Source organism: Pseudomonas putida, from assembly GCF_004357765.1.
In the GTDB taxonomy this organism is placed as follows: domain Bacteria; phylum Pseudomonadota; class Gammaproteobacteria; order Pseudomonadales; family Pseudomonadaceae; genus Aquipseudomonas; species Aquipseudomonas putida_U.
Window position 1 is genome coordinate 405,473 of record NZ_SMTE01000001.1, and the last position, 24,447, is coordinate 429,919.

24 protein-coding genes are annotated in these 24,447 nt (G+C 64.0%); 8 read left to right on the forward strand and 16 right to left on the reverse strand.

Annotation, left to right across the window (positions count from 1 at the left end; genetic code table 11):
- The first annotated feature begins 151 nt into the window (after positions 1–151).
- A complete protein-coding gene (locus E2H86_RS01825; RefSeq protein ID WP_133324152.1) occupies positions 152–838 on the forward strand; it encodes a type 1 glutamine amidotransferase domain-containing protein in 687 nt (228 codons plus the stop codon).
- Positions 839–972: 134 nt separating this feature from the next.
- A complete protein-coding gene (locus E2H86_RS01830) occupies positions 973–1,569 on the forward strand; it encodes a hypothetical protein (RefSeq protein ID WP_133324153.1) in 597 nt (198 codons plus the stop codon).
- 6 nt (positions 1,570–1,575) lie between these two features.
- On the opposite strand, the gene hppD is transcribed toward E2H86_RS01830, so the two are convergent.
- Positions 1,576–2,652 carry a 4-hydroxyphenylpyruvate dioxygenase gene (gene hppD / locus E2H86_RS01835; protein WP_133324154.1) on the reverse strand — a complete coding sequence of 359 codons (1,077 nt, stop codon included), beginning with the start codon at positions 2,650–2,652 and terminating at the stop codon, positions 1,576–1,578.
- A gap of 302 nt (positions 2,653–2,954) precedes the next feature.
- On the opposite strand from hppD, the gene E2H86_RS01840 reads away from it, so the two are divergent.
- Together E2H86_RS01840 and rarD are read left to right on the forward strand one after the other, a co-directional pair.
- Positions 2,955–4,541 carry an EAL domain-containing protein gene (locus E2H86_RS01840; protein WP_133324155.1) on the forward strand — a complete coding sequence of 529 codons (1,587 nt, stop codon included), beginning with the start codon at positions 2,955–2,957 and terminating at the stop codon, positions 4,539–4,541.
- Positions 4,542–4,572: 31 nt separating this feature from the next.
- Positions 4,573–5,460, forward strand: coding sequence for an EamA family transporter RarD (rarD, locus tag E2H86_RS01845; RefSeq protein WP_133324156.1), 888 nt, complete (start codon positions 4,573–4,575; stop codon positions 5,458–5,460).
- Here the strand turns inward: rarD and E2H86_RS01850 are convergent.
- Complete coding sequence (locus E2H86_RS01850) at positions 5,423–6,994, reverse strand: TerC family protein (RefSeq protein ID WP_133324157.1); 1,572 nt, start codon at positions 6,992–6,994, stop codon at positions 5,423–5,425. The two genes, rarD and E2H86_RS01850, sit on opposite strands and share 38 nt — an antisense overlap.
- A gap of 261 nt (positions 6,995–7,255) precedes the next feature.
- Here E2H86_RS01850 and E2H86_RS01855 point away from each other — a divergent pair, with 261 nt between their 5' ends.
- Positions 7,256–7,840 (forward strand): LysE family translocator, encoded by a 585-nt coding sequence (locus tag E2H86_RS01855; protein WP_133324158.1) that lies wholly within the window; start codon positions 7,256–7,258, stop codon positions 7,838–7,840.
- Here the strand turns inward: E2H86_RS01855 and E2H86_RS01860 are convergent.
- The 4 genes from E2H86_RS01860 to E2H86_RS01875 form a co-directional block, all read right to left on the reverse strand.
- Positions 7,802–8,641, reverse strand: coding sequence for an AraC family transcriptional regulator (locus E2H86_RS01860; RefSeq protein WP_133324159.1), 840 nt, complete (start codon positions 8,639–8,641; stop codon positions 7,802–7,804). The two genes, E2H86_RS01855 and E2H86_RS01860, sit on opposite strands and share 39 nt — an antisense overlap.
- A 20-nt stretch (positions 8,642–8,661) precedes the next feature.
- The gene (locus E2H86_RS01865) at positions 8,662–10,080 is read right to left on the reverse strand and encodes a short-chain fatty acid transporter (protein ID WP_133324160.1); all 1,419 of its coding nucleotides are present in this window, start codon (positions 10,078–10,080) and stop codon (positions 8,662–8,664) included.
- Positions 10,081–10,237: 157 nt separating this feature from the next.
- Positions 10,238–10,894, reverse strand: a complete 657-nt coding sequence (locus tag E2H86_RS01870; RefSeq protein ID WP_133324161.1) for a CoA transferase subunit B — start codon at positions 10,892–10,894, stop codon at positions 10,238–10,240.
- A 35-nt stretch (positions 10,895–10,929) separates the two neighbouring features.
- Complete coding sequence (locus E2H86_RS01875) at positions 10,930–11,628, reverse strand: CoA transferase subunit A (RefSeq protein ID WP_133324162.1); 699 nt, start codon at positions 11,626–11,628, stop codon at positions 10,930–10,932.
- A gap of 140 nt (positions 11,629–11,768) precedes the next feature.
- Here E2H86_RS01875 and E2H86_RS01880 point away from each other — a divergent pair, with 140 nt between their 5' ends.
- A complete protein-coding gene (locus E2H86_RS01880) occupies positions 11,769–12,674 on the forward strand; it encodes a LysR family transcriptional regulator (RefSeq protein WP_133324163.1) in 906 nt (301 codons plus the stop codon).
- On the forward strand, positions 12,662–13,483 hold the full coding sequence (locus tag E2H86_RS01885) for an aldo/keto reductase (protein ID WP_133324164.1): 822 nt from the start codon (positions 12,662–12,664) through the stop codon (positions 13,481–13,483). Before E2H86_RS01880 ends, E2H86_RS01885 begins: the two co-directional genes overlap by 13 nt.
- Before the next feature lie 9 nt (positions 13,484–13,492).
- On the opposite strand, the gene E2H86_RS01890 is transcribed toward E2H86_RS01885, so the two are convergent.
- From E2H86_RS01890 to lexA, 4 genes are read right to left on the reverse strand one after another with little or no spacing between them, the layout of a single operon-like run.
- Entirely contained in the window at positions 13,493–16,573 is a 3,081-nt protein-coding gene (locus E2H86_RS01890) for an error-prone DNA polymerase (RefSeq protein ID WP_133324165.1), read from the reverse strand.
- Positions 16,570–17,988, reverse strand: a complete 1,419-nt coding sequence (locus E2H86_RS01895) for a Y-family DNA polymerase (protein ID WP_133324166.1) — start codon at positions 17,986–17,988, stop codon at positions 16,570–16,572. Before E2H86_RS01895 ends, E2H86_RS01890 begins: the two co-directional genes overlap by 4 nt.
- Positions 17,989–17,994: 6 nt before the next feature.
- Positions 17,995–18,615 (reverse strand): translesion DNA synthesis-associated protein ImuA, encoded by a 621-nt coding sequence (gene imuA, locus E2H86_RS01900; RefSeq protein WP_133324167.1) that lies wholly within the window; start codon positions 18,613–18,615, stop codon positions 17,995–17,997.
- Positions 18,615–19,232, reverse strand: a complete 618-nt coding sequence (lexA, locus tag E2H86_RS01905) for a transcriptional repressor LexA (RefSeq protein ID WP_133324168.1) — start codon at positions 19,230–19,232, stop codon at positions 18,615–18,617. Before lexA ends, imuA begins: the two co-directional genes overlap by 1 nt.
- A gap of 93 nt (positions 19,233–19,325) precedes the next feature.
- On the opposite strand from lexA, the gene E2H86_RS01910 reads away from it, so the two are divergent.
- A complete protein-coding gene (locus E2H86_RS01910) occupies positions 19,326–19,985 on the forward strand; it encodes an HAD family hydrolase (RefSeq protein WP_133324169.1) in 660 nt (219 codons plus the stop codon).
- 60 nt (positions 19,986–20,045) lie between these two features.
- Here E2H86_RS01910 and ureG read toward each other — a convergent pair whose 3' ends face one another.
- The 6 genes from ureG to E2H86_RS01940 are packed head-to-tail and all read right to left on the reverse strand — an operon-like array spanning position 20,046 to position 24,437.
- Entirely contained in the window at positions 20,046–20,669 is a 624-nt protein-coding gene (gene ureG, locus E2H86_RS01915) for an urease accessory protein UreG (protein ID WP_133324170.1), read from the reverse strand.
- A gap of 11 nt (positions 20,670–20,680) precedes the next feature.
- Positions 20,681–21,355, reverse strand: a complete 675-nt coding sequence (locus E2H86_RS01920; RefSeq protein WP_133324171.1) for an urease accessory protein UreF — start codon at positions 21,353–21,355, stop codon at positions 20,681–20,683.
- A complete protein-coding gene (locus tag E2H86_RS01925) occupies positions 21,355–21,900 on the reverse strand; it encodes a HupE/UreJ family protein (RefSeq protein WP_133324172.1) in 546 nt (181 codons plus the stop codon). Before E2H86_RS01925 ends, E2H86_RS01920 begins: the two co-directional genes overlap by 1 nt.
- Positions 21,901–21,923: 23 nt before the next feature.
- Positions 21,924–22,409, reverse strand: a complete 486-nt coding sequence (gene ureE, locus E2H86_RS01930; RefSeq protein ID WP_133324173.1) for an urease accessory protein UreE — start codon at positions 22,407–22,409, stop codon at positions 21,924–21,926.
- Between the two features lie 10 nt (positions 22,410–22,419).
- Complete coding sequence (gene ureC / locus E2H86_RS01935; RefSeq protein WP_133324174.1) at positions 22,420–24,123, reverse strand: urease subunit alpha; 1,704 nt, start codon at positions 24,121–24,123, stop codon at positions 22,420–22,422.
- Complete coding sequence (locus tag E2H86_RS01940) at positions 24,120–24,437, reverse strand: urease subunit beta (RefSeq protein ID WP_133324175.1); 318 nt, start codon at positions 24,435–24,437, stop codon at positions 24,120–24,122. Before E2H86_RS01940 ends, ureC begins: the two co-directional genes overlap by 4 nt.
- Between the last annotated feature and the right edge of the window lie 10 nt (positions 24,438–24,447).

Consider the following 24,447-nt stretch of genomic DNA (forward strand, 5'->3'; position numbering starts at 1 on the left):
GCCAGGTCTGCAAGCCTCGATGTCGCTGGGTACCCCCATTTCTCCGTTGCAGACCCTCCCCTGGCAGCACGCGAAACCACGACTATGCTGATCAAGCCTGCACGCTTGCTTGCAACGACGCCCTCACCCGCTATTCGAAGGGAACCTGATCATGAGCAAGAAGATCCTGGTGGTACTGACCAATACGGCGAAATACCCCGGTTTGAACCGCGCCACAGGGCTATGGCTGGGAGAGGCGGTGCATTTTGTCGACACCGTGCAACAAGCGGGTTACAGCGTCGACTACGTCAGTCCCGGGGGTGGTTATGTACCGATCGACCCGCACAGTTTGCAGATGGCCCCGGCGTTGGACTGGCAATGGTACGACGACAAAGCATTCATGAACCGCCTGGGCGCAACCCTTTCTCCCGGCCAGGTCAAGGCTGAGCAATACCGCGCCATCTACTACACCGGCGGCCATGGCGTCATCTATGACTTCCCCGAAGACGCCGCACTGCAGGGCCTGGCCCGGTGCATCTATGAAGACCAGGGTGTTGTCGCCGCCGTTTGCCACGGCGTCGCGGGCCTGCTCAACGTCAAGCTAAGCGACAACAGCCTGCTGCTTCGCGACCGACAGATCACCGGTTTTTCCAATACCGAAGAAAAGCTCGCGGAGCTGGACAAGGTCGTGCCGTTTCTCACCGAAAACGAACTGGTCGCACGCGGTGGTCGCTACGTCAAGCACGAGGACCCCTGGGCAGCCTTCGTGGTCAGCGATGACCGGCTGATCACCGGGCAGAACCCGGCGTCCAGCGCCGGGGTCGCCGACGCGGTGCTCAAAGCGCTGGCTGCGAAATGACTCCTACATGGCGGCGCTCCTAATCCGAGGCGCGTGCGTCAAACGGATTACAGTCGCCACCCAGGTGCAACCGTAGGCTCGTGTTCTCTTCGGTGCCCGTGTCGGGCACTCATTGGATACGAGGACAAAGGCCGATGGCGATCGAGCTGAAGGCGCACCGTGGCTTGCTGGCACCGGCGTTGATCGTGGCGATCGGTGTATTGCCGCTGGTGTTCGGATTCATGGTGATGACGCTGCAGTTGGACAGGCAGCTGGAAGCGAATGTACGCCAGTCAGTCGCCCACACGTTGCAGGCGGTCGACCAACTGCTCGACCAGATGCAGGTCAACAGACTGGAGGCGCTGGTCATGCCCGGCCATCGCGGAGCCGAGGCACTGGCCGGCCTGCAGGCCGAACTGGCACGCGACCTGCGCCTGCAAAGCCTCACCCAGGCCAACAGCGACCTGACGCTTCAAGTCGAATTGGCCGGCATAGCCATCTGGGGCCACCGTGGCGACGATGACCGCCATCCGGCCTATCGCGGCGAGTTTCTCCAGCACGCCCACTCCAGCAAGCACGGCTACACCGTTCAAGGCAGTTACAGCCCTGGGCATACCGGACGCCAGGCGCGCCAGTCGATGTTGCAGGTATTACCCTCGCTGGCGCTGGTGAGCATCATGACCGGTGCGACCGGCTACCTGGGCCTGACCAGGTCGCCGCGCCGCTTGCGCACCGTTCAGGGCAGCGTTTGAAGGGGATCAGTCTACGTTCAGCACGCCACGGCGCACCTGATCACGCTCGATGGATTCGAACAGTGCCTTGAAGTTGCCCTCGCCAAAGCCATCGTCACCCTTGCGCTGGATGAACTCGAAGAACACCGGCCCGAGCAGGGTTTCCGAGAAGATCTGCAATAGCAGACGCTGGTCGCCGGCGTCGGCGGCGCCGTCGAGCAGGATACCGCGGGCCTGCAGTTGATCTACCGGCTCGCCGTGTCCAGGCAGGCGCTCTTCGAGCATTTCGTAGTAGGTCTGCGGCGGCGGTGTCATGAAGCGCATGCCCAACCCTTTGAGCGCGTCCCAGGTCTTGAGCAGGTCATCGGTGAGGAACGCCACGTGTTGTATGCCTTCGCCGTTGAACTGCATCAGGAACTCTTCGATCTGTCCGGCGCCCTTGGAGGATTCCTCGTTCAGCGGGATGCGGATCATGCCGTCCGGCGCAGTCATCGCGCGCGAGGTCAGGCCGGTATACTCGCCCTTGATGTCGAAGTAGCGGATCTCGCGGAAGTTGAACAGCTTCTCGTAGAACCCCGCCCAATAGGCCATGCGTCCGCGATAGACGTTGTGGGTCAAGTGGTCGATGATCTTCAGCCCGGCACCGACCGGATGGCGATCGACACCTTCGATGAAGTTGAAGTCGATGTCGTAGATCGAGCTGCCTTCTTCATGACGGTCGATCAGGTACAGCGGGGCGCCGCCGATGCCTTTGATGGCAGGCAAACGCAGTTCCATCGGACCGGTTTCGATTTCCACCGGCTGGGCGCCCAGTTCCAGGGCACGGGCATAGGCCTCATGGGAGTTGCGGACGCGAAACGCCATGCCGCACACCGACGGGCCGTGCTCGGCGGCAAAGTAGGAGGCGATGCTGCGCGGTTCGTTGTTGAGGATCAGGTTGATGCCACCCTGACGATACAGGTGCACATCCTTGGAGCGGTGGGTGGCCACCTTGGTGAAGCCGAGCATCTGGAACACAGGTTCCAGCACACCAGGGGTTGGCGACGCCAGTTCGATGAATTCGAAGCCCATCAGGCCCATTGGGTTATCAAAGAGATCTGCCATGTTCGTGTCCTCATCTACAGCCAGGTAATGGTTAATTGCTGGGGATATCGGACGAAACAGGTGGCGAACAGGGAATACCTCGGACACTGCGGGCGAGGAAGTCACCAATGATGAGTTTGAACCCGTGGTAGGCCATGCGTGTGCATTCTCGGCGAGTGGGTGGCCGCGGCGACGCGGGCCTTATTGTTGTATTCGTAAATCGATTCTACCTATCGTAATTGGCTTTGTCGCGTTTTAGTTCACCCCCCCGGGCGACAAGCGGCTATCCTTGCCCAGGTTCCCTACCACAAGATTAGGTCAGCATGCCCCTTTCGGTTAAACGTCCCGCCCGCTGGAGCTGGCGTGCCCTGCTGCCCTGGGGAGTGGCGGTGCTACCGGTGGTGTGCGGCCTGGCCGTCATACGCTGGCAGGTGGAGCACGAGTTGCGGGCCAGCAGCCAGGCCACCACGCAGCAGGTGGTCGAGCACATCGATCGTATCCTCGACAGCTTGGCCGGGGTCGCCGAAAACCTGCTGCCATTGGCCGGGCAGCCCTGTCAGGACAGCGAACTGGTCCTGCGTCGAGAAGTGACCGGTAACGCCTTCGTCCGCTCCACCAATCTGTTCGATCACGACAACCTTTATTGCAGCTCGCTGTTCGGCGACTTCGCGGAGCATGTCGATGCCGAGGACTACACCGACGGCAAGCTCTGGCTGATGGATGGCAATTCGATCACCCCCCGGCATCCACTGCTGGTCTACCGGGCAAGCGAAGGCGACCGCGGCGCCATCACCACCGTGGACGGGGAACACCTGATGACCGCCTTGCGCCTGATCGGTGGTCACCAGATTCAGCAACTGCAGGTCGGCGAGCATTGGATGGGGGTGGATGGCGTGGTTCGTGAGGGCACTCCGGCGCCGGCAGCCAATGCCCCGACGACCCAAGGATCGACTCGCTACCCGTTCAGCGTACACGGCGGATATGCCGCTGGCGCCGGAGAGTGGATGCTGCGCAACCAATACCCGGCGCTGATCAGCTTGCTGGTGGTGCTCGGTGTCCTGGCAGGCTCGGTCTGCCGCTGGCAGATTCGCCGCGCCTCCTCGCCGCGTGCCGAACTGCGCAGGGCCCTGGAAGCCGATGAATTTCTGCCCTACTTCCAACCGGTGGTGCGTGCCGGTGATTACCGCTGGGCCGGCATCGAGGTATTGATGCGTTGGAACCACCCGCGCGAAGGCCTGGTGCGCCCCGATCTGTTCATCCCCTATGCCGAGCACAGCGGGCAGATCGTCGCCATGACCCGCGCCTTGATGCTGCACACCGCGCAGGCGCTGACGCCCTATGCGGCGCTCCTGGAAGAAGGTTTTCGGGTAGCGATCAACATCACCGCCGACCATTGCCGAGACCTCAGCCTGCTCGACGACTGCCAGACCTTCCTTCAGCACTTCCCGCCTGGCCGTGTGGTGCTGACCCTGGAGCTCACCGAACGCAAGCTGCTCGAACCCACCCCGGTGACACTGGAACTGTTCGAAAAACTGCACGGCCTGGGCGTGATGATCGCCCTGGATGACTTTGGCACAGGCCAGTCGAGCCTGAACTACTTGCGTCAGTTCAAGGTGGATTACCTGAAGATCGACCAGAGCTTCGTCGCCATGATCGGCGGCGATGCGCTGTCGGTGCACATCCTCGACAGTGTCATCGATCTTTCCGGCAAGCTGGGCCTGCAGACCGTCGCCGAAGGGGTCGAAACCGAGCAGCAACGCGATTACCTGGCTCGCCACGGCGTCGACTTCCAACAAGGCTATCTGTTCGCCAAGCCGATGGCGGTGGCGGAGTTCCTCCAGGCACTCGCCGCCCGCGCCGATGCCCCACGGTTGCCGCACGACGCGCCCCCTGAGATCATGCGCGACTGACTTCCCCGCTCCCCCTGGTTTAGAGGCATTCGTGTCAAAAGGCATTGTTTCATCGGTCCTGGCGTCCTGCTTGTTCGCTGTGATGTACGGCTATACCTCCCTGCTCACCCCATTGGACGGCGAGGAAATCTTCGGTTGGCGTATTTTGCTGACGCTTCCCTGTCTGACCCTGTTCATGTTGGCCAGCAAGGACTGGAAGCTGGTTGGCGGGCTTCTGGCGCGGGTGCGTCAGACGCCCATGCTGGTGTTCGGCATGCTCGGCACTTCGTGGTTGATGGGCCTGCAACTGTGGCTGTTTCTATGGGCGCCGCTGCATGGACGCAGCCTGGAAGTGTCGATGGGTTACTTTTTGCTACCGCTGGCGATGGTCATGACCGGACGGCTGGTATACGGAGAACGCCTCTCGCGCCTGCAGACCGTGGCAGTCTGCTGCGCAGCCCTTGGGGTGGGGCACGAGCTCTACCAGCATGGCAGCTTTGCCTGGGAAACCCTTTTGGTGATGACGGGCTATCCGATCTACTTCGTCCTGCGCCGCCGCTGCCGTACCGACCATCTGGGCGGGCTGTGGTGCGACATGTGCCTGCTGCTGCCGTGGGCCCTGTATTTCGTGATCCAGGGCCCACTTGGCAGCGCCGATCTCGCCGCGCACCCAGGCCTGTACGGTCTGATACCACTGCTGGGAGCGATCAGCGCACTGGCCCTGATCGCTTACGTGCTGGCGAGCCGCCAACTGCCCTTCGGTCTGTTCGGACTGCTCAGCTACGTGGAACCGGTGCTGCTGGTCGGTGTGTCACTGCTGCTCGGCGCCACCATCGGCCCCGATCAGTGGCTGACCTACCTGCCGATCTGGGCCGCGGTGCTGGTGCTGGTGCTCGAAGGCATCAAGCACCTGCTGCGTCAGCGCCGGCGCTCGGTGTAAGGCGCACCTGGCGGACCCGCCGCTCCTCTACCGCTACGACGGTCAGGGTCCAACCGTTCCAGGCCAGGCGATCGCCGACTATCGGCAGGCGGTCGAGCAGGCTCATCACCAGGCCCGCGAGGGTCTGGTAATCCTCGGTGGCCCGGGCGCTGAACCCGGTACGCGCCTGCACCTGGCTGAGGTTCAAGGCACCACTGACGACGAATTCTCCACCTTCCTCGACGATCGCCGGGCCTTCCACCTCACTGGCATCCGGCAACTCGCCGGCGATCGATTCGAGGATGTCGGTCATGGTCAGCAGGCCAGTGAAGTCACCGAACTCGTTGACCACGAAGGCGATGTGCGTCGACTGACTGCGCATCTGCTCAAGAGCGTTGAGGATGCTGAAGCTTTCCAGCAGGTTCAACGGTGCCCGTGCCATGCGCTCGAGGTCCGGCTGGTTGCCCGACAGGAGTTCCTTGAGCAGTTCCTTCTTGTGCACGAAGCCCAATGGTTCATCGATACGGCCATCGCGAATCAGCGGCAGGCGCGAGTATGGCGAGTTGGCCAGGGCCTCGGTGATGGCTGCAGGCGGTTGTGCCAGCTCGATCACGTCGACTTCGGTACGGGTGGTCATGACCGTGCGAATTGGCCGCTCGGCCAGGTTCAGCACGCCACTGATCATCACGCGCTCACGGCGGTCGAACAACACCTGTTCTTCGCCTCCTTCGACCAGGTCAGCGATGTCCTCGCCCACTTCGTCGGCCTCTACCCGGCGCCCGCCGAGCAGACGCAACACGGCGTGCGCGGTACGTTCCCGCAGCGGCTTGTGCTGTTGCAGACTCCGCTTGCGGCGGGCACGGGCCAACTGGTTGAACAGCTCGATCAGCAGGGAGAAGCCGATGGCCGCGTACAGGTAGCCCTTGGGAATATGGAAGCCCAGGCCTTCGGCGGTCAGGCTGAAGCCGATCATCATCAGGAAGCCGAGGCACAACATGATCACCGTCGGGTGGGCGTTGACGAAGCGGGTCAGCGGCTTGCTGGCAACGATCATGATGCCGATCGAGAAGATCACGGCGATCATCATCAGCGACAGGTGCTCGACCATGCCCACGGCGGTAATCACCGCATCGAGCGAAAACACCGCATCGAGCACGACGATCTGCGCCACGATTGGCCAGAACGCGGCATGGCGCACTGCACCGCTGGCTTGGGTGATATGCCCTTCGAGGCGTTCGTGCAACTCCATGGTCGCCTTGAACAGCAGGAACACACCGCCGAACAGCATGATCAGGTCACGGCCTGAGAAGCTCTTGTCGAACACTTCGAACAACGGCGCGGTCAGCGTGACCATCCACGAGATGCTGGCCAGCAGGCCAAGGCGCATGATCAATGCCAGGCTCAGACCAATCACCCGAGCGCGGTCGCGCTGATGAGGCGGCAGCTTGTCGGCGAGGATGGCGATGAACACCAGGTTGTCGATACCCAGTACCAGCTCGAGGACGATAAGCGTCAGCAGGCCCAGCCAGGCCGTGGGGTCGGCTAGCCATTCCATTAGCGGGTACTCACGTGTGCGGCGTCACGAAGACGGGGGGAGGATGGCCAGGACGACCAGAAACTGGGGGGCTCCGCGAAGGTGCTCATAGGGACCTTGATAGCAAATTGGGAAGTTGATCCTACAAGCACTGTGGTTTTTACCGATAGTGGGAAACTATTACAAAACCTGTAAGCGAGGCCCTTGAGGGACTTTTGTTCAATACCGTCTCCAGAATCAGCCGCACGATGGTGGCCCCCGTTCACTTCCCAGGATCGTTCGATGAGCCTCTCGCTTTCCATGGCCACCTTTGCACTGGCCGCCTCCATTTCCCCCGGACCGGTCAATGTCGTCGCCCTTGCCAGCGGTGCCAGCCATGGTCTGCGCAAGAGTCTTGGGCATGTCACTGGCGCAACATTGGGGTTTTGCCTGCTACTGGTGTTGTCCGGTCTGGGCTTGCATGCCCTACTCCAGCAGTGGCCAGTGTTCGGGTTGGCCCTGCATTGGGGGGGCGTGGCCTTTCTGCTGTTCATGGCGTGGAAGCTGGCCAACGATACCGGCGAACTAGACAGCACAGGCCGGCAGCCAGCACCGTCGGCCTGGCACGGGGCTGCGATGCAGTGGTTAAGCCCAAAGGCCTGGCTGGCAGCAGTGGCGGGCGTTGGGGCCTATACCGGCGGTGAACACTCGCTGTTGTGGTTGTTCACCTGGATCTACGCACCGATCTGCTTCCTTTCGGTGACCTGCTGGGCCTGGGCAGGCAGTGTCATCCGGCACTACCTGAGGGATCCTCGCTACCTGCGGTGGCTGAATCGAGGATTGGCGGGACTACTGGTGCTGAGTACCGTCTATCTGGTGCTCGGATGAAGCATGTCCCGGCATTGCCCGAGCAGTGGCCCCGCGATAATGCCCAGGCGTCGTTGCCAGATGTCGTTTGAAAGCCCGCTGCAGATGCGCCTGGTCGGCAAAGCCGGACGCCAATGCCACCTCGGCGATGGGCAGCCCGCCGCGTAGCAAGGCTCTGGCATGCTGCACGCGCTGATCCAGCAGATAGCAGTGCGGAGTCAGGCCAAAGCGTTGCCTGAACGCCCGGATCAGGTAGGCACGCGACAAACCGCTGGCAGCGCAGATGTCTTCCAGGACCAATGGGTCGGTTCGGTGAGCCCGAATGAACGCGGCAGCCGCGTCCAACTGCGGGTGTTCGACCGGATCGGGTCGATGGCTTGGACGCAGATAGCTAGGCAGTTCGGCAAAGAAATCAGCCAACCGCGCTTGCCTGTCCGGTATTCCACCATCGAACAGGTCAGCGAACATTTGCAGCATGCGACTGTAAAGTGGCGCCGAGTCACTCCATGTCTGCCCTGGCAGGTTGAAACCCCGCGCCTGCAACCAGGGCATGTCGACGAACAGCATCAGATATGACCAGCCCTGGCCAGCGAGGGGGTTGCAGGTATGCACCACACCCGGGTTCATCAGTACCGTGGTCCCGGCTCCCACTTCCCTCTGGTGTTCGCCGCTCAGATAGGTACTGCGCCCGCCGGTTATGACGCCGATGGAGAAGCTTTCGTGGGAGTGGGCGGCATAGCACACCTGCCTTCCATCGCCCACGCGGCGCGCTTCGACGAAGGGCAATGTCGCGTCTCGCCAGAACCGTGACACCTCGATCATCGCCCTCCTCCTTTCTCAATTCATGGCATTACCGGTGGCACATACTGCAATGTCGCCCCCAATGCCCACAACAGCACCAGCACCAAGGGCACATGCACCAACAACTGCACGAACGAGAAGCCGATCAGGTCGCGGGCCTTGAGACCCAGGACACCCAGCAGTGGCAGCATGTAGAACGGATTGATCAGGTTTGGCAGCGCCTCGGCGGCGTTGTAGATCTGCACCGCCCAGCCCAGATGGTACTGCAGGTCATTGGCCACCAACATCACGTAGGGCGCTTCGATGATCCACTTGCCGCCACCGGAGGGAATGAAGAAGCCCAACACCGCCGAGTACACCCCCATCAGCACGGCATAGGTGTCGTGGGTGGCGATCTGGGTGAAGAACAGCGAAATGTGGTGGGCCAGGGTCTGCTCGTCGAGGCCTTTGACCTGAGTCAGGATGGCCGCGATGGAACCATACAGCGGGAACTGGATCAGCACCCCGGTGGTGGTTGGCACGGCGCGCGCCACCGCATCGAGGAAGCTGCGCGGACGCCAGTGCAGCAAGGCACCGGCCATGATGAACAGCAGGTTATAGGTGTTCAGCCCGGAAATGGCGGTGATCGCCGGCTTGGTGGCGAACTCCTGGTACAGCCAGCCGCCAGCGAGCACCACCAGCAACAGGATCAACAGCGGGCTGTGCTCCAACCATTCGCCTGGACGGGTGCGCTTGGGCGCTGGCGGTGCGGTGAAGCTCGGGTCGACGCCACAGTCCTGAGCGCTACGCGCACTGTTCGGCCCTGGAGCGGTGGCATAGGCGATGACCAGCGAGACCAGTACCAGCGCCGCCAGCATCACACCGGACTGCCACAGGAATATGGTTTCGGTGAATGGGATAACCCCGGTGATGGACAGGATCGAGGGTGGCAGGCTGGCCGGGTTGGCCTGCAACTGTGCAGCCGAGGAAGACAAGCCCAACGCCCATACCGCACCCAGGCCCAGGTAGGCCGCGGCACCGGCGGCGCGGTAGTCCATCTTCAGGTCGGTACGACGCGCCAAGGCACGCACCAGCAGCCCGCCGAAGACCAGCGACAGGCCCCAATTGAGCAGCGAGGCGAGCATCGAGATCAGCGCCACCCAGCATACTGCCGAGCGGCCGTTGCGCGGTATGCGCGCCAGACGGTCGATCAATCGCGCTGCCGGCGGCGAGCTGGCGACCACATAGCCGCCAATGACCACGAAGGCCATCTGCATGGTGAAGGGAATCAGGCTCCAGAAGCCATCGCCAAATGCCTTGGCAGTGTCGAGGGGCTTGGCGCCCATGGCCAGGGCACCGATGCATACCAGCAGCACCGCCAAGGCAGCGAACACCCAGGAGTCGGGGAACCAGCGTTCGGCCCAGTTGGAACAGCGCAGAGCAAAGCGGGCGGAGCGGCTGTCTTGAATTTCAGCGGCCACAACATCTTCCTTTTATTGATTTTATCGATTTGAACGCAGATTGAAGCTAAACACGAAAACCCTGTGGGAGCGGGCTTGCCCGCGAATGCAGAGGTGAAATCACCGACGCATTCGCGGGCAAGCCCGCTCCCACAGGGTTAGCCTGCGGCCCGTGTAATCAGAAGGTCATTTCCTTCACATCGTCTGGCACGATCAGCTTGCCGGCAGTCTTTTCGATGATTTCTTCGACGCTGACCCCTGGGGCAGTCTCGCGCAGGATGAATGCGCCGTCTTCGATTTCCAGATAGGCTAGGTCGGTCAGTACCTTGCGAATGCAACCAGCGCCGGTCAGCGGCAGGTTGCACTGGGGCAGCAGCTTGGACTCACCGTCCTTGGACGCATGGGTCATGGTGACGATGATGTTCTCGGCACCGGCCACCAGGTCCATCGCCCCGCCCATGCCCTTGACCAGCTTGCCGGGGATCATCCAGGAGGCGATGTTGCCGTGCACATCGACCTCGAAGGCGCCCAGCACGGTCAGATCGACATGGCCACCGCGGATCATGGCGAACGACTGCGCCGAGTCGAAGATCGAGGCGCCGCGGCGCGCGGTCACGGTCTGCTTGCCAGCATTGATCATGTCGGCATCGATAGTCCCTTCGGTGGGAAACTCGCCCATGCCAAGCAAGCCGTTTTCCGACTGCAGCATCACATCCATGTCGGCGGGGACATAGTTGGCCACCAGGGTAGGAATGCCGATGCCGAGGTTGACGTAGTAACCGTCCTTGAGTTCGCGGGCAACGCGTTGGGCCATCTGTTCGCGGGTCAGTGCCATGGTCAGGATCTCTTTGTTGTTCTGATGGATGGCGCTCAGGCCTTGACAGTGCGCTTTTCGATACGCTTTTCGAAGGTACCGACGATCACCCGATCGACGAAGATGCCAGGGGTGTGGATCTCGCTGGGCAGCAGCACGCCGGGCTCGACGATTTCCTCGACTTCGACCACAGTGATCTTGCCGGCGGTGGCAGCCAACGGGTTGAAGTTCTGAGCGGTGTTGCGGTACACGACATTGCCGTAGTGATCGGCCTTCCAACCTTTGACGATGGCGAAATCACCGGTGATGGACTCTTCGAGGATGTACTGGCGCCCCTTGAACTCGCGTACTTCCTTACCTTCGGCCACTGGCGTGCCGTAGCCGGTGGCGGTGAAGAAGGCTGGGATGCCAGCGCCACCGGCGCGCATCTTCTCGGCCAGGGTGCCCTGTGGGGTGAGCTCGACTTCCAGCTCGCCACTGAGCAACTGGCGCTCGAACTCAGCGTTTTCACCCACGTAGGAAGCGATCATCTTGCGGATCTGCCGATCCTCGAGCAGCACGCCAAGGCCGAAGCCGTCGACGCCGCAGTTGTTGGACACGACCGTCAGGCCCTTAACGCCACGCCGCTTGATCTCGGCGATGAGGTTCTCTGGGATGCCGCACAGGCCGAAGCCCCCGGCCAGCACCGTCATATCGTCGGTCAGGCCCTCGAGGGCCTCTTCATAGGTTGCTACGCGCTTGTCCAGTCCGGCCATGCTGATCCGCCTTTTGTAGTTGTTTAACCGACGAGGCTGTCGGCGAGCGTGTGCAGGCATCTTCACCGCTGGCGACTGATTTGTTAATTTTGTTTTAATCATCGATTAATAACTTTTACAAAACAACGATTGGGCCTGCCATGAACGTCAAGCAACTGCGCGCCTTCGTCACCGTGGCCAAGTACCAGAGCTTCGCCCAAGCCGGCGAGCACCTGCATGTCTCGCAGCCGGCGCTGAGCCTGACCATCAAGGCCCTCGAGGAAAACCTCGGCGGCGCCCTGCTGACCCGGACCACCCGTAGCGTCAGCCTCACCACCGAGGGGGAAGTGTTGCTGCCTTTGGCCAGACGGCTGCTGGCCGACTGGGACGACACCGAAGAAATGCTCCGCCAGCGCTTCACGCTGCAGTTGGGCCGGGTGTCGGTAGCGGCCATGCCGGCCTTCGCCGGCAATCTGTTGCCGCATGGGCTCAAGGTGTTTCGCCAGCGCTATCCCAAGGTCAACGTCACCGTCCACGATGTGATCAACGAGCAGGTACTGGAACTGGTGCGCCACCGGCGCGTCGAACTGGGTATCGGCTTCGAGCCGGACAACGCCGAGGGGCTGCACTTCCATCCGCTGTACAACGACCGCTTCGTCGCGGTGGTGCCAGCCGACTGCCCGCTGGCGCAACTGCCCCACATCACCTGGACACAACTGCTGGCCGAGGATTTCGTCGCCCTGCAGCGCCCATCGGCGGTGCGTCTGCTACTGGAACAGAACGTCGGGTTACACCATGGCAAGCTCACGGTTGCGTTCGAGAGCCATCAGTTGGCGACCGTCGGCCGCATGGTCGCCAGCGGCCTGGGCGTCAGCGCGGTGCCGGCACTGTGCATCAACCAGATGCAGGAGTTGGGCGCCCGCTGCGTGAAGCTGGTCGAGCCGATCGTCGAACGGCGCATCGGTGTCATCGCGCTGAGCGACCATACGCTGTCCACTGCAGCACAGGCGCTGCTGGAAGTTCTATTGACCCATATCCGCATACCGGAGGTGACATGCGCTACGTGAAACTGGCAGGAGAGCGGGTTCCGGCCATCGGCCAGGGAACTTGGTACATGGGTGAGGACCCTGACCACAGAGCTGCCGAGGTCAAGGCCCTGCAACAGGGGATCGAACTGGGGCTGACCTTGATCGACACTGCCGAAATGTACGCCGAGGGCGGTGCCGAAGAAGTCGTCGGCCAGGCGATCGCCGGCCGCCGTGACCAAGTGTTCCTGGTCAGCAAGGTCTACCCCCACAACGCCAGCCTGCGCGGCGTGCCAGCCGCCTGCGAGCGCAGCCTCGAGCGCCTGGGAACCGACTGCATCGACCTGTACTTGCTGCACTGGCGCGGCCGTTATCCGCTGGAAGAAACCGTCGAAGCTTTCGAGCGTCTGCGCGAGCAAGGCAAGATTCGCCATTGGGGCGTTTCCAACTTCGACACCGATGATTTGCGTGAACTGCAGGACCTGCCGTGCGCCACCAATCAGGTGCTGTACAACCCGGCGCAGCGCGGTATCGAGTTCGACCTGCTGCCCTGGAGTCGCAACCACGCCATACCGACCATGGCCTATTGCCCGCTGGCCCAGGCCGGCCAATTGTTGCACCATCCCGTCCTGGCCGAGATCGGCAAGCGCCACGGGGCCACCCCGGCGCAGGTGATTCTGGCCTGGGTGACCCGGGACGAGGACGTGATCGCCATCCCTAAGGCGGTTTCCCCGGAACACGTTCGCCTGAATGCGGCGGCTGGTGCTCTGACCTTGACCAGCGAGGATCTGCGCGCCATCGACCGGGCGTTTCCGGCGCCGACGCGCAAGCAGCATCTGGCGATGGTCTGATCGGTGGCTTCAGTGAAAATCCCGGCTGCGCACATCCAGCCCCTGGAGTAATGCGCTGATATCCTCGAGCCGGCGTGCGATCAAATGGCGCACGCCGTTCTCCTGCTCCAGGCGCCCGCTCACCTTGAGCAGTTGCGAACCCACCAGCGCCTGCCGTTGCCGTTCGGCCAGGTCGCGCCAGACCACCACGTTGAGCATGCCGAATTCGTCTTCGAGGGTGACGAAGGTCACTCCGCTGGCGGTCTGTGGACGCTGGCGCCCAACCACCAGACCGGCCACGGCGATGGCATCGCCATGCCCCAGCCCGGCCAGTTCCGCCGAACTGCGGCAACCCAGTGCACGCAGGCGGGCGCGCAGCAGTTTCAACGGATGCGGCCCCAGGGTGGTCCCCAGGGTGTGGTAGTCAGCAAACAGGTCTTGGGCGATCGTGGGGGGTGGTAGCGCCACTGCCACTTCCGCCGTCGGTTCCACCTGCGCGAACAGCGGCAATTGCGTCTGCACCGCCGCCACCTGCCAGCGCGCCTGGTGGCGATTACCGGCCAGTGCGCGCAAGGCACCCGCATCGGCCAGACGAGCGCGTGCACGACTGTCGAGCCCGGCCCGCAGGCACAGGTCCTCGACATCGCGCCAGGGGCGCTGCGCCCTCGCCTGCTCCAGGCGCCGCGCATCGCCCTCGGCAAAGCCACGGATCTGCCGCAGCCCCAGGCGGATCGCGAGGTCCCCCGTTGGGTCTGGCTCCAAGGTGCAATCCCACTCGCTGTGCAACACATCCACCGGATGCACCCTGATCCCTTGACGACGTGCTTCCTGCAACAACTGATCGGGGCTGTAGAACCCCATCGGCCAGCTGTTGACCAGCGCACAGGTGAAGATCGCCGGCTCATGGCACTTCAGCCAACTGCTGGCATAGCACAGCAAGGCGAAACTGGCGGCATGGGACTCGGGGAAGCCATAGCTGCCGAACCCCTTGATCTGCTCGAAGATCCGCTCGGCGAAGGCCTGTTCATAGCCATTGCGCAACATGCCCTGGATCAGCCGCAGGCGATGCGGCTCAAGACCACCATGACGTTTCCAGGCGGCCATGCTGCGGCGTAACTGGTCGGCTTCGCCGGGGCTGTAGTCGGCGGCGACCATGGCCAGCTCCATGACCTGCTCCTGGAACAAGGGCACGCCCAGGGTCCGCTCGAATACGGCTTCGAGCGCCGCCGACGGATAGCTGACCGGCTCCTCGCCCAGGCGCCGGCGCAGGTACGGATGAACCATGTCGCCCTGGATCGGCCCAGGACGCACGATCGCCACCTCGATGACCAGGTCATAGAACGTCTGCGGCTTGAGCCGTGGCAGCATGGCCATCTGCGCCCGCGACTCGATCTGGAACACGCCCATGGTCTCGGCGCGGCCGATCATCGCGTAGGTGGCCGGGCACTCGGCGGGAATGCTGGCCAGCGTCAGGCTGCGCCCACGATGGCGTTGCACCAGTTCGAAACAACGGCGCAAGGCACTGAGCATGCCCAAGGCCAGCACATCGACCTTGAGCAGGCCGACCATATCGAGATCGTCCTTGTCCCACTGGATAACCGTACGGTCGGCCATCGCCGCGTTTTCCACCGGGACCAGTTGGTCGAGCGGCTGCTCGCTGATGACGAAACCGCCCGGGTGCTGGGAGAGGTGTCGGGGAAAACCGATCAACTGCCCTGCCAGCACCAGGATGCGCCGCAAAGAAGGGCTGTCGGCCTCGAAACCGGCCTCTGCCAAGCGCGCTGCATCGGGAATGCGGTCGCTCCAACGCCCGCAACATTTGGCCAGGGCATCGACCTGGTCGGCAGGCAGCCCCAGGGTACGGGCCACATCGCGCACCGCGCCGGCGGCATGATAGGTGCTGACCACCGCTGTGAGCGCGGCGCGATGCCGGCCATAACGACGGAACACGTATTGGATCACCTGTTCGCGTCGATCATGCTCGAAGTCCACGTCGATGTCCGGAGGTTCGTTGCGCTCACGGGACAGGAATCGCTCGAACAACAGGCGGTGTTGCATGGGGTCGAGCTCGGTGATCCCCAGCACGAAACAGACCACCGAATTGGCCGCCGAGCCACGCCCCTGGCAGAGGATATGCTCACTGCGAGCGTAGGCAACGATATCGTGGACGGTTAGGAAATAGCTTTCGTACCCCAGTTCCTCGATCAGCGTCAGCTCACTTTCGAGTACCGCACGCACCTTGTCGCTCGCGCCCTGCGGCCAGCGCATGGGCAACCCACGCTGGCACAGTTCGCGCAACCAGCTGGCCGGCGTATGGCCTTCGGGCACGAGTTCGCGGGGGTACTGGTATTTCAGCTCGCCGAGGTCGAACTGGCAGCGCTCGGCGATCGCCAGGGTCTCGGCCAGCAGGTCTGGCGCATAGAGCTCGGCCAGTTGCTCGCGGCTGCGCAGATGGCGCTCGCCATTGGCGAACAGAAAGCGCCCCGCCTCGGCCACGGCGCAGTGCTGGCGCAAGGCAGCCATGCAATCTTGCAGAGCGCGGCGCCCCCGCACATGCATGTGCACATCGCCACAGGCGACGGCGCGGATGCCCAACTGCGCCGCCAGCATGCGCACACGTGCCAGGCGTTGCGGATCGTCACTGCCGCGGTGCATGTGCACGGCCAGCCACAAGCGCTCGCCGAACAGTGTCAGCAAGGACCGGCCTGCGCTGATATCGCTGTCGGGGTCGGCGACCCACAGCGCCAGCAAGCCTTGATGGTGTGCTTGCAGGTCGTCCGCCAGCAATTGGTAATCGCCCTTTTCCGCTCGACGCCGGGCCCGGGTGATCAAGGCACAGAGGTTTTGGTAGCCGGCCAGGTTCTCCACCAGCAGGACCAGTTTCGCCCCGCCGTGCACGCGCACCTCGCTGCCGACGATCAACCGTAGCCCGTGCTCCCTGGCCGCCTGCCAGGCCCGCACGATCCCGGCCAGGGTGCATTCGTCGGTGATCGCCAGGGCCTGGTAGCCTTGCTCGCGGGCACGTTGAAACAACTCGTCGGCGCTCGATGCGCCGCGCTGGAAGCTGAAGTTGGACAAGCAATGCAGCTCGGCATAGTCCACGCTGTTCATGCAAACCATCCTTGCAGCCACAACGGCCCCGGCGCCGCGAGGTCCTGATAGGCCCAGCCGCGTAATCCTTCGCGGGTTTCGATGCGGTAGTAATCGCGCCGCACATCGCCACCGTCCCACCAGCCGGACTCGATCCGTTCGGCCTGCCCGAGCAGGCGATGGCCACCCTCGCCCAATGCCAGCGGTGTCGGCAACAACCAACCAGGTCGGCTGCCCGGCAGCACCGCCAACGCGCCCTGGCCGCCCTGCTCCGCCGCCTGCCAGGCACACTCCGGACGATGATCGGCTTCGGCGCGCAGGCCTTTGACGGCGTTATCGCCAAGCCGAGCCCGCAGGCGCTCTCGTAATTGCTCCCAGGGCTGCAACTGCTGGGCACGCGGATCGAACAGCGCCCTGTGCTGCGGCACGAAGGCCGGCAGGTCATCGGCTACCAGGCGCAGATTACGCACCGGCGCCGGAATCTGCAGAGGTTCGAGCCGCCCTCGTGCCAGCTCGAACAACATCGCCGCATCGCGCTCGGCCGCCAGCAACCCGACCTTGAGCAAGGTGTCTGCCCCCTCGGCATGCTCCAGGTGCAGGCAAAATCGCTGCACGCCACAGTCGCGCCCGGCCAGAAAGGCCGCCAGGTCATTGAGCAGACGGCGCAGCGGGAACAACAGCGCCTGATGCGACTCGACGTCGAAATTCAGTTCGAGCCGAGCCTCGAAGCGGTCCGGCGGCTGGTAGAAGTCCAGTCCAAGGCTGCGCAGGCCGAGCAACTGGTCCAGATGTAACTGCACCTTGGCGGCAAAGCGCTTGGCCAGAGCGTCGCGGGGCAAGGCCAGGACTTCACCGAGCCGGCACAACCCCATGCGTGAAAAGGCCTCGGCGGCATCACCTGGCAGCCCGATACGCTCGATGGGCATGCTCGCCAGTGCCTCGCGGGTCTGCTGCGGACAGGTCAGGGCCAGGCCATCGTGACCATTGGCGAGCATACGTGCGGCAACCGGATTGGTGGCCAACACGATGCGCTGGCGCAGTCCCAGCTCGGTCAGTTCCTGACGCAGCCGTGCCTCGAAGGTAGGCCAGGGACCGAACAATTGCAGGCTCGAACCCACCTCGAGCAGTAAGGCACGGGGATAATGCAGGCTGACTTGGGCGCTATATCGGTAGGCCCAGGCCGCCAGCAACTGTTGCAGTTGCTCGATGCGCGCCGGCTCGACCTCTACGCAGGCGAAGCCATCGGCCAGCGCACGGGCTGCGGTAAGTGTCTGCCCCGCACGCAGGCCCAAGGCCCGGGCGGCCGGATTGACTGCCTGCAAGACGCGGCGCTGGGTCGGCCCGTTGACCAGTACCAGCGGACTATCGGGGTCGGGGCGTTCGCGCAGGACCGAGTCGAGCGCCAACTGCGGCAGGAGAATACAGGCCCAGAGCATGCTGCATCAGCCCCGCCCTGGGCTGGGGATGGCCCCGGCCGGCGGCAGGCCGCCCCTGCACTTGAGCACTCGCCATTGCGCCGGACGGGCGTCGATGGCAACGCGTAATGCAGCCGGCGACGGATTGTGCGCAGCCTGTTGCGGACGACAGGCGAAAGCCAGGGCCTGGCCGGTTTCGGCCGCCACCTGCAGGCGTCGCAACGCGCGGTCGTCGGCACGCTCCGGCCAGCACAGCACCGCAGCGCAACTACCCGAGCGCAGGCACTGTTCGGCAGCCCACAAGGCATCGGCCTGCTGGGCGTCCACCTGCACCAGCCAGCGCAGGTCCACCCCCGCGGCCTGCCAGGCCGGCGCGTAGGGCACGAAAGGAGGCGCCACCAGCACCACCCGGCCACCCTCGGCGCTGAGCCGTGCCAACGAGGGCCAGAGCAGGTGCAGCTCACCGCAACCGGGGCTGGCCAGGAGCAGTTCGGTCAGCGCAGCAGCGGGCCAGCCGCCATCGGGCAAGCGCTCGTCGAGCGCGGCGTGCCCGGTAGGCTGCAGTCCCTGGGGCCGGGCCTGGGCTTGCCGACCACGCCATACCTGGCGCTGGTCGAGCAGCCGGTCCAGGTCGACGACCGCGCCCATCAGTCACGCCTCAACAGGCCACAGAAGACGCCTTCGATGCAGAAGTCGCGTTCTGGACCGACGTCGATCGGGGCATAGGCCGGGTTGCGCGGCAATAACCGATAACCGCCAGGTTGGCGCTGCAAGCGCTTGATAGTGACCTCGCCATCCAGGCGGGCAACCACGATCTGGCCGTCACCCGCATCGGCTTGCTGAAGAATGCCCACCAGATCGCCGTCGTAGATGCCGTCATCGATCATCGAGTCGCCGCGCACCTTGAGCAGGTAGTCGGGGGTACGCCGGAACAGGCTGGGATCGAGCAACAGTTGCTCGTGGATACCCAAGTCGGGACCGATCGGCGCACCGGCGGCGACTTGCCCCAGCACCGGGATTTCGAGGATTTCCGGACGGCGCAATGGCTCGGCCAGGCGGATACCGCGCGCCTGGTTGGGGGTGACGTCTATATAACCGGCCTGGCACAGCGCCGTAATGTGCTTGCGTGCCACGCTGCGCGAGGCGAAACCGAAGCGCGTGGCGATGTCGGCCAGGCTTGGCGACTGGCCATGGTCGGCGATGCGTTCGCGAATGAAGCCGAGGATTGCCCGGCGTTTTGGGGTCAGTATGTCCATGGAGTACATTTGTACTCTTTTCGGAACACACTGAACAGCCCCCTTCATCGGCTGCTTTGGTTATCATCCCAGGGTGTTGTGTTTTTCTTGCCTGGATGCCTGATGCTGACCGCCCTGCTGTTCGACCTCGATGGAACCCTGACCGATACCGATACCCTGCACCTGCAGGCCTTCCGCCAGTTGCTGCATGACTATGACGGCCGTGAGCTGACCCAGGCGCAGTTCGATGCACAGGTCAGCGGTCGGGCCAACGGCGCCTTGTTCGCCGAGTTGTTTCCCGCCGCCAGCGCCGCCGAATGCGCGGCCCTGGCCGCGCGCAAGGAGGCCTTGTTCCGCGAACTGGCGCCGGTGCTGGCTCCGATGCCGGGACTGCTGCGCTTGCTGGCCTATGCCGAGGCTCAGGCGATGGGCATGTGCGTGGTGACCAATGCGCCGCGCCTGAATGCCGAGCACATGCTCGCAGCCATGGGCCTGGGCGCGCAGTTCGAGCACGTGCTGGTGGCCGAAGAGCTGGCCCGGCCCAAGCCCGACCCCCTGCCGTACCTGACCGGCTTGCAGCGCCTGGGCGCCAGGCCCGAACAGGCCCTGGCCTTCGAGGATTCGCTGCCAGGAGTGCGTGCGGCCAGTGCGGCAGGGATCTTCACCGTGGGGCTGGCCACCACCCAGACCGAAGAACGGCTTTTGGCAGCGGGAGCTGGGCTGGTGATCGACGATTTTGAAGACCCGCGGTTGTGGGCGTTGATGGGTGATAGGCGGGGGTGAGGGCACGCTTCGCGAAGCGTGCGCTCGATGTGTGCGGCACTACCCCTCCCAAGCGAACACTCACCCCCTGACGCCAAGCATGCCGCGCTCGACGATGAAGTCGATGACCGCCTGCAGTCCCTCGCCCTTCTTCAGGTTACTGAAGGTCCACGGGCGCTGCGGGCGCATGCGCTGGGTGTCACGCTCCATCACCTCCAGGGAAGCCCCGACATAGGGCGCCAGGTCGGTCTTGTTGATCACCAGGAAGTCGGACTTGGTGATGCCCGGGCCACCCTTGCGCGGGATCTTCTCGCCTTCGGCGACGTCAATCACGTAGATGGTCAGGTCAGCCAGTTCCGGGCTGAAGGTGGCACTCAGGTTGTCGCCGCCGCTTTCCACGAAGATGACTTCCAGATTGCCGAACTTGCGTGCCAAACCCTCTACCGCGGCAAGGTTCATCGAAGCGTCTTCGCGAATGGCGGTGTGCGGGCAGCCGCCGGTCTCGACACCGACGATGCGCTCAGGCTCCAGGGCGCCGGCCTCGGTGAGGATACGTTGGTCTTCCTTGGTGTAGATATCGTTGGTGACCACGGCAATCTGGTAGTGATCGCGCATGGCCTTGCACAGGGCTTCGAGCAGCGCGGTCTTGCCGGAACCGACCGGGCCGCCGACACCGACGCGCAGGGGTTGCTGATAACTTTGCATGAAGGCAGTCCTCAAGAACGGAATAGACGGGTGTATTGGGTTTCGTGTCGTGACGAAGCGATGGCAAGCAACGGCAAGCCTCCACCGAGCTGATCGTCGGCCAGGGCCAGGGCCTGATCGAGCAGGTCGGACAGTTCCGTGCCCAGGTCACGTAACAGGGTCTGCGCCGCCTGCTGGCCGAATGGCACCAGCTTGACGCCAGCCATCACGGCACCTTCCAGCCAGGCGAATGCGTGGCCCAGGGCGAGCTGTCGCAGTGGAATCGACCAATGGGCGCCGAGCCAGGCCATGCCGCCGAGCTGGGTCAGCTCCAGACTGGCGCGCCAGGCCGGTTCCTGGCCCAGTTGCCAGCCATCGATCATCCGCGCCAAGGCCGCGCCGCGCTGCTGCTCTTCAAGACGCAGTTCGGCGGTCTCGCGGTTGGCCAGCAGGAATCGGCTCCAGCGAGCGAATGCCTCGGCATCATTGGCCTGGCAGGCCCGGTACAGGCGCGCCAACACCGGCCAGTCGAGGTAGACCAGGGTGTCGTGCATCTGCTCGCGCTGCCAGGCGGCGAAAGCGCCGGTGTCACTCACCCAGCCCGCCTCCACCGCCCATTCCAGGCCTTGCGAATAGGTGAAGCCGCCGACCGGCAGGCCGGGGCTGGCCAACTGCAGCAAGCGCAGCAGTGCCAGGTCGCTGTTCATCAACCGGCCAGCACGACGGCGGCACCGGCCAGCAGGCCGCCACCGAAGGCCTTCTGCAGACCGCTATGGCGGCGCAGCAGGCAACCGACGGCAAAGCCAGCCAAGAGCAACAGGCCGCTGACAGTGACGAAGCCGGCACTGAACTGCCAGAACGCGCTTGGCGTCGCTTCCACACCGTGGGCCCAGCCATGGAACAGGGCGAACACCGGCATGGCCAGCGCCAGCAGCAATTGGCGGCTGGGCAGCAGGACGGCGGCGGCAGCGACCAGCACCGACACAGCGATCATGCTCTCCATACCCAGCACATCACCGAACAGGTGCCCACACACGGCGCCGGCGAACATCGCGGCCAAGGTCGCCAGTGGCAGGACCAGGTTACGCCGGGTCAGCGCGGCCAGCACGCCGGTACCCAACAGCATGAGCAGGTGATCGAGGCCGGTCAGTGGATGCAGCAGGCCATCGTGCAGCGGATTGGCGTCGTGGCCGGGATGGGCAAAGGCCGGCAGCGCGACCATCAGCAGGACAAGGGCGAACGTCTTCTTCATCATAAGCTCCATTAACAGCAGGATCAGGCGTGGGATGGCAGGCGCACGAACGGGTGGTCGTGGCTATGGCTGTGGCTATGCGGTGCACTTTGGTAGGCCCCGGCTTCAGGCTCGAAAGGCGCCTGCTCGGCCTCTACGGTCAGGCCCAGGCCGCGCAGCATGTCATCGAGCACATAGTCATGCTGGTAGCGCAGCAGGCCCGGCTCGATCTGCAACGGCACGTGGCGGTTACCCAGGTGGTAGGCAGCACGGGCCAGCAGGTGCGGGTCATCGCAGCGCACCGTGGATACCGCCTCGGGCGCGGCCAGCACGCGCACGACCTGGCCGCCCTCGGCATCGGCGAGCAGCTCGCCGCCACGCAGCAAGTGCCCGCGTTCGAGCATCAGGCCCGCATCGCGGCCATCGTCCAGGGTCACGCGCAAGCGACTCTTGATGCGGCTGTCGACATCCAGGGTGACAGTGCCATCGACGCGGTCGGCGCGCTCGATTCGGCGAGTCAGAACGATCATCTTCACTCCTTCAGAACAGGAAATAACGCTGGGCCAGCGGCAGCTCGCTGGCCGGTTCGCAGACCAGCAGTTCGCCATCGGCGCGCACCTGGTAGGTCTGCGAATCGACTTCGATCACCGGTTGCAGGGTGTTGAGCAGCATGTCGGCCTTGCGCACCTGGCGGCAGCCGTGAGCCACGCCGATCAGGCTGCGCAGCCCGAGTTCCTCGGCCAGGCCACGGTCCATGGCCGCCTGAGGCAGGAACGTCATGCGCGTGGCATGGCGAGCGGCCCCCAGGGCGCCGAACATCGGCCGGTAATGCACCGGCTGCGGGGTCGGGATCGAGCCGTTGATGTCGCCCATGGGCGCGGTAGCGATCATCCCACCCTTGATCACCAGGGCTGGCTTGACCGCAAAGAACGCCGGTGCCCACAGCACCAGGTCGGCCAGCTTGCCCACCTCCACCGAGCCGACTTCATGGGCGATGCCGTGGGTCAGCGCAGGGTTGATGGTGTACTTGGCGATGTAGCGCTTGACCCGGAAGTTGTCGCTGTATGCGCCGTCTGGTGCCAGCGGGCCACGGCGCAGCTTCATCTGGTGGGCCACCTGCCAGGTCCGCAGCACCACTTCGCCGACCCGCCCCATGGCCTGGGAGTCGGACGAGGTCATGGCGAAAGCGCCCATGTCGTGAAGGATGTCCTCGGCGGCGATGGTTTCGCGACGGATGCGCGACTCGGCGAAGGCCACGTCCTCGGCGATGCTTGGGTCCAGGTGGTGGCAGACCATGAGCATGTCCAGGTGCTCGTCGACGGTGTTGACCGTATAGGGCAGGGTCGGGTTGGTCGACGACGGCAGTACGTTGCCCTGTCCAGCCGCGCGAATGATGTCCGGGGCATGGCCGCCACCGGCGCCCTCGGTATGGAAGGTATGAATGGTACGATCGCCGATGGCCGCCAGGGTGTCCTCGATGCAACCGGACTCATTGAGGGTATCGGTGTGGATCGCCACCTGGATATCCATTTCCTCGGCCACACCCAGGCAACAGTCGATGGCTGCCGGGGTCGAGCCCCAGTCCTCATGCAGCTTCAGACCGACCGCGCCAGCGGCGATCTGTTCGCGCAGAGCCTCCGGACGCGAAGCATTGCCCTTGCCCAGCAAACCGATGTTGATCGGCAAGGTATCGGCAGCCTGGAGCATGCGCGCCAGATACCAGGGGCCCGGTGTGCAGGTAGTGGCGTTGGTGCCGGTGGCCGGACCGGTGCCGCCGCCGATGAAGGTGGTGACGCCACTGGTCAGCGCCTCCTCGACCTGCTGTGGGCAGATGAAGTGGATGTGCGAATCGATACCGCCAGCGGTGACGATCTTGCCTTCGGCCGCGATCACCTCGGTCCCCGGCCCTACCGGCACGGTCACGCCCGGCTGCACGTCGGGGTTGCCGGCCTTGCCAATCGCGGCAATGCGCCCGTGCTTGACGCCGATGTCGGCCTTGACGATGCCCCAGTGGTCGATGATCAAGGCATTGGTCAAGACCAGGTCCATGGCTTCGGCTGCGAGCATCTGGCCCTGGCCCATGCCATCACGAATGACCTTGCCACCCCCGAACTTGACCTCTTCGCCATAGATCGTGAAATCCTTCTCGACCTCCACCCACAGCGCAGTGTCGGCCAGGCGCACGCGGTCGCCGACGGTGGGGCCGAACATGTCGGCATAGGCCCGGCGGGAAATACGGCTCATGCCCTGCCCTCCAGCGCGCCCATCACCTTGCCCTGGAAGCCGTGGACCTCGCGCTTGCCGGCGTAAGCCACCAACTGCACGGTACGCGACTGGCCCGGCTCGAAACGCACGGCGGTGCCGGCTGGAATATCCAGACGAAAGCCGCGGGTCGGCTGGCGCTCGAACACCAGCGCGTCGTTGACCTCATAGAAGTGGTAGTGCGAACCGACCTGCACCGGCCGGTCGCCATGATTGGCGACGCTGACGCTGACTGTTTCGCGACCGACATTGAGTTCGATGTCGCCGTCGGCGACCTGGATTTCTCCTGGAATCATGCTGGGCTCC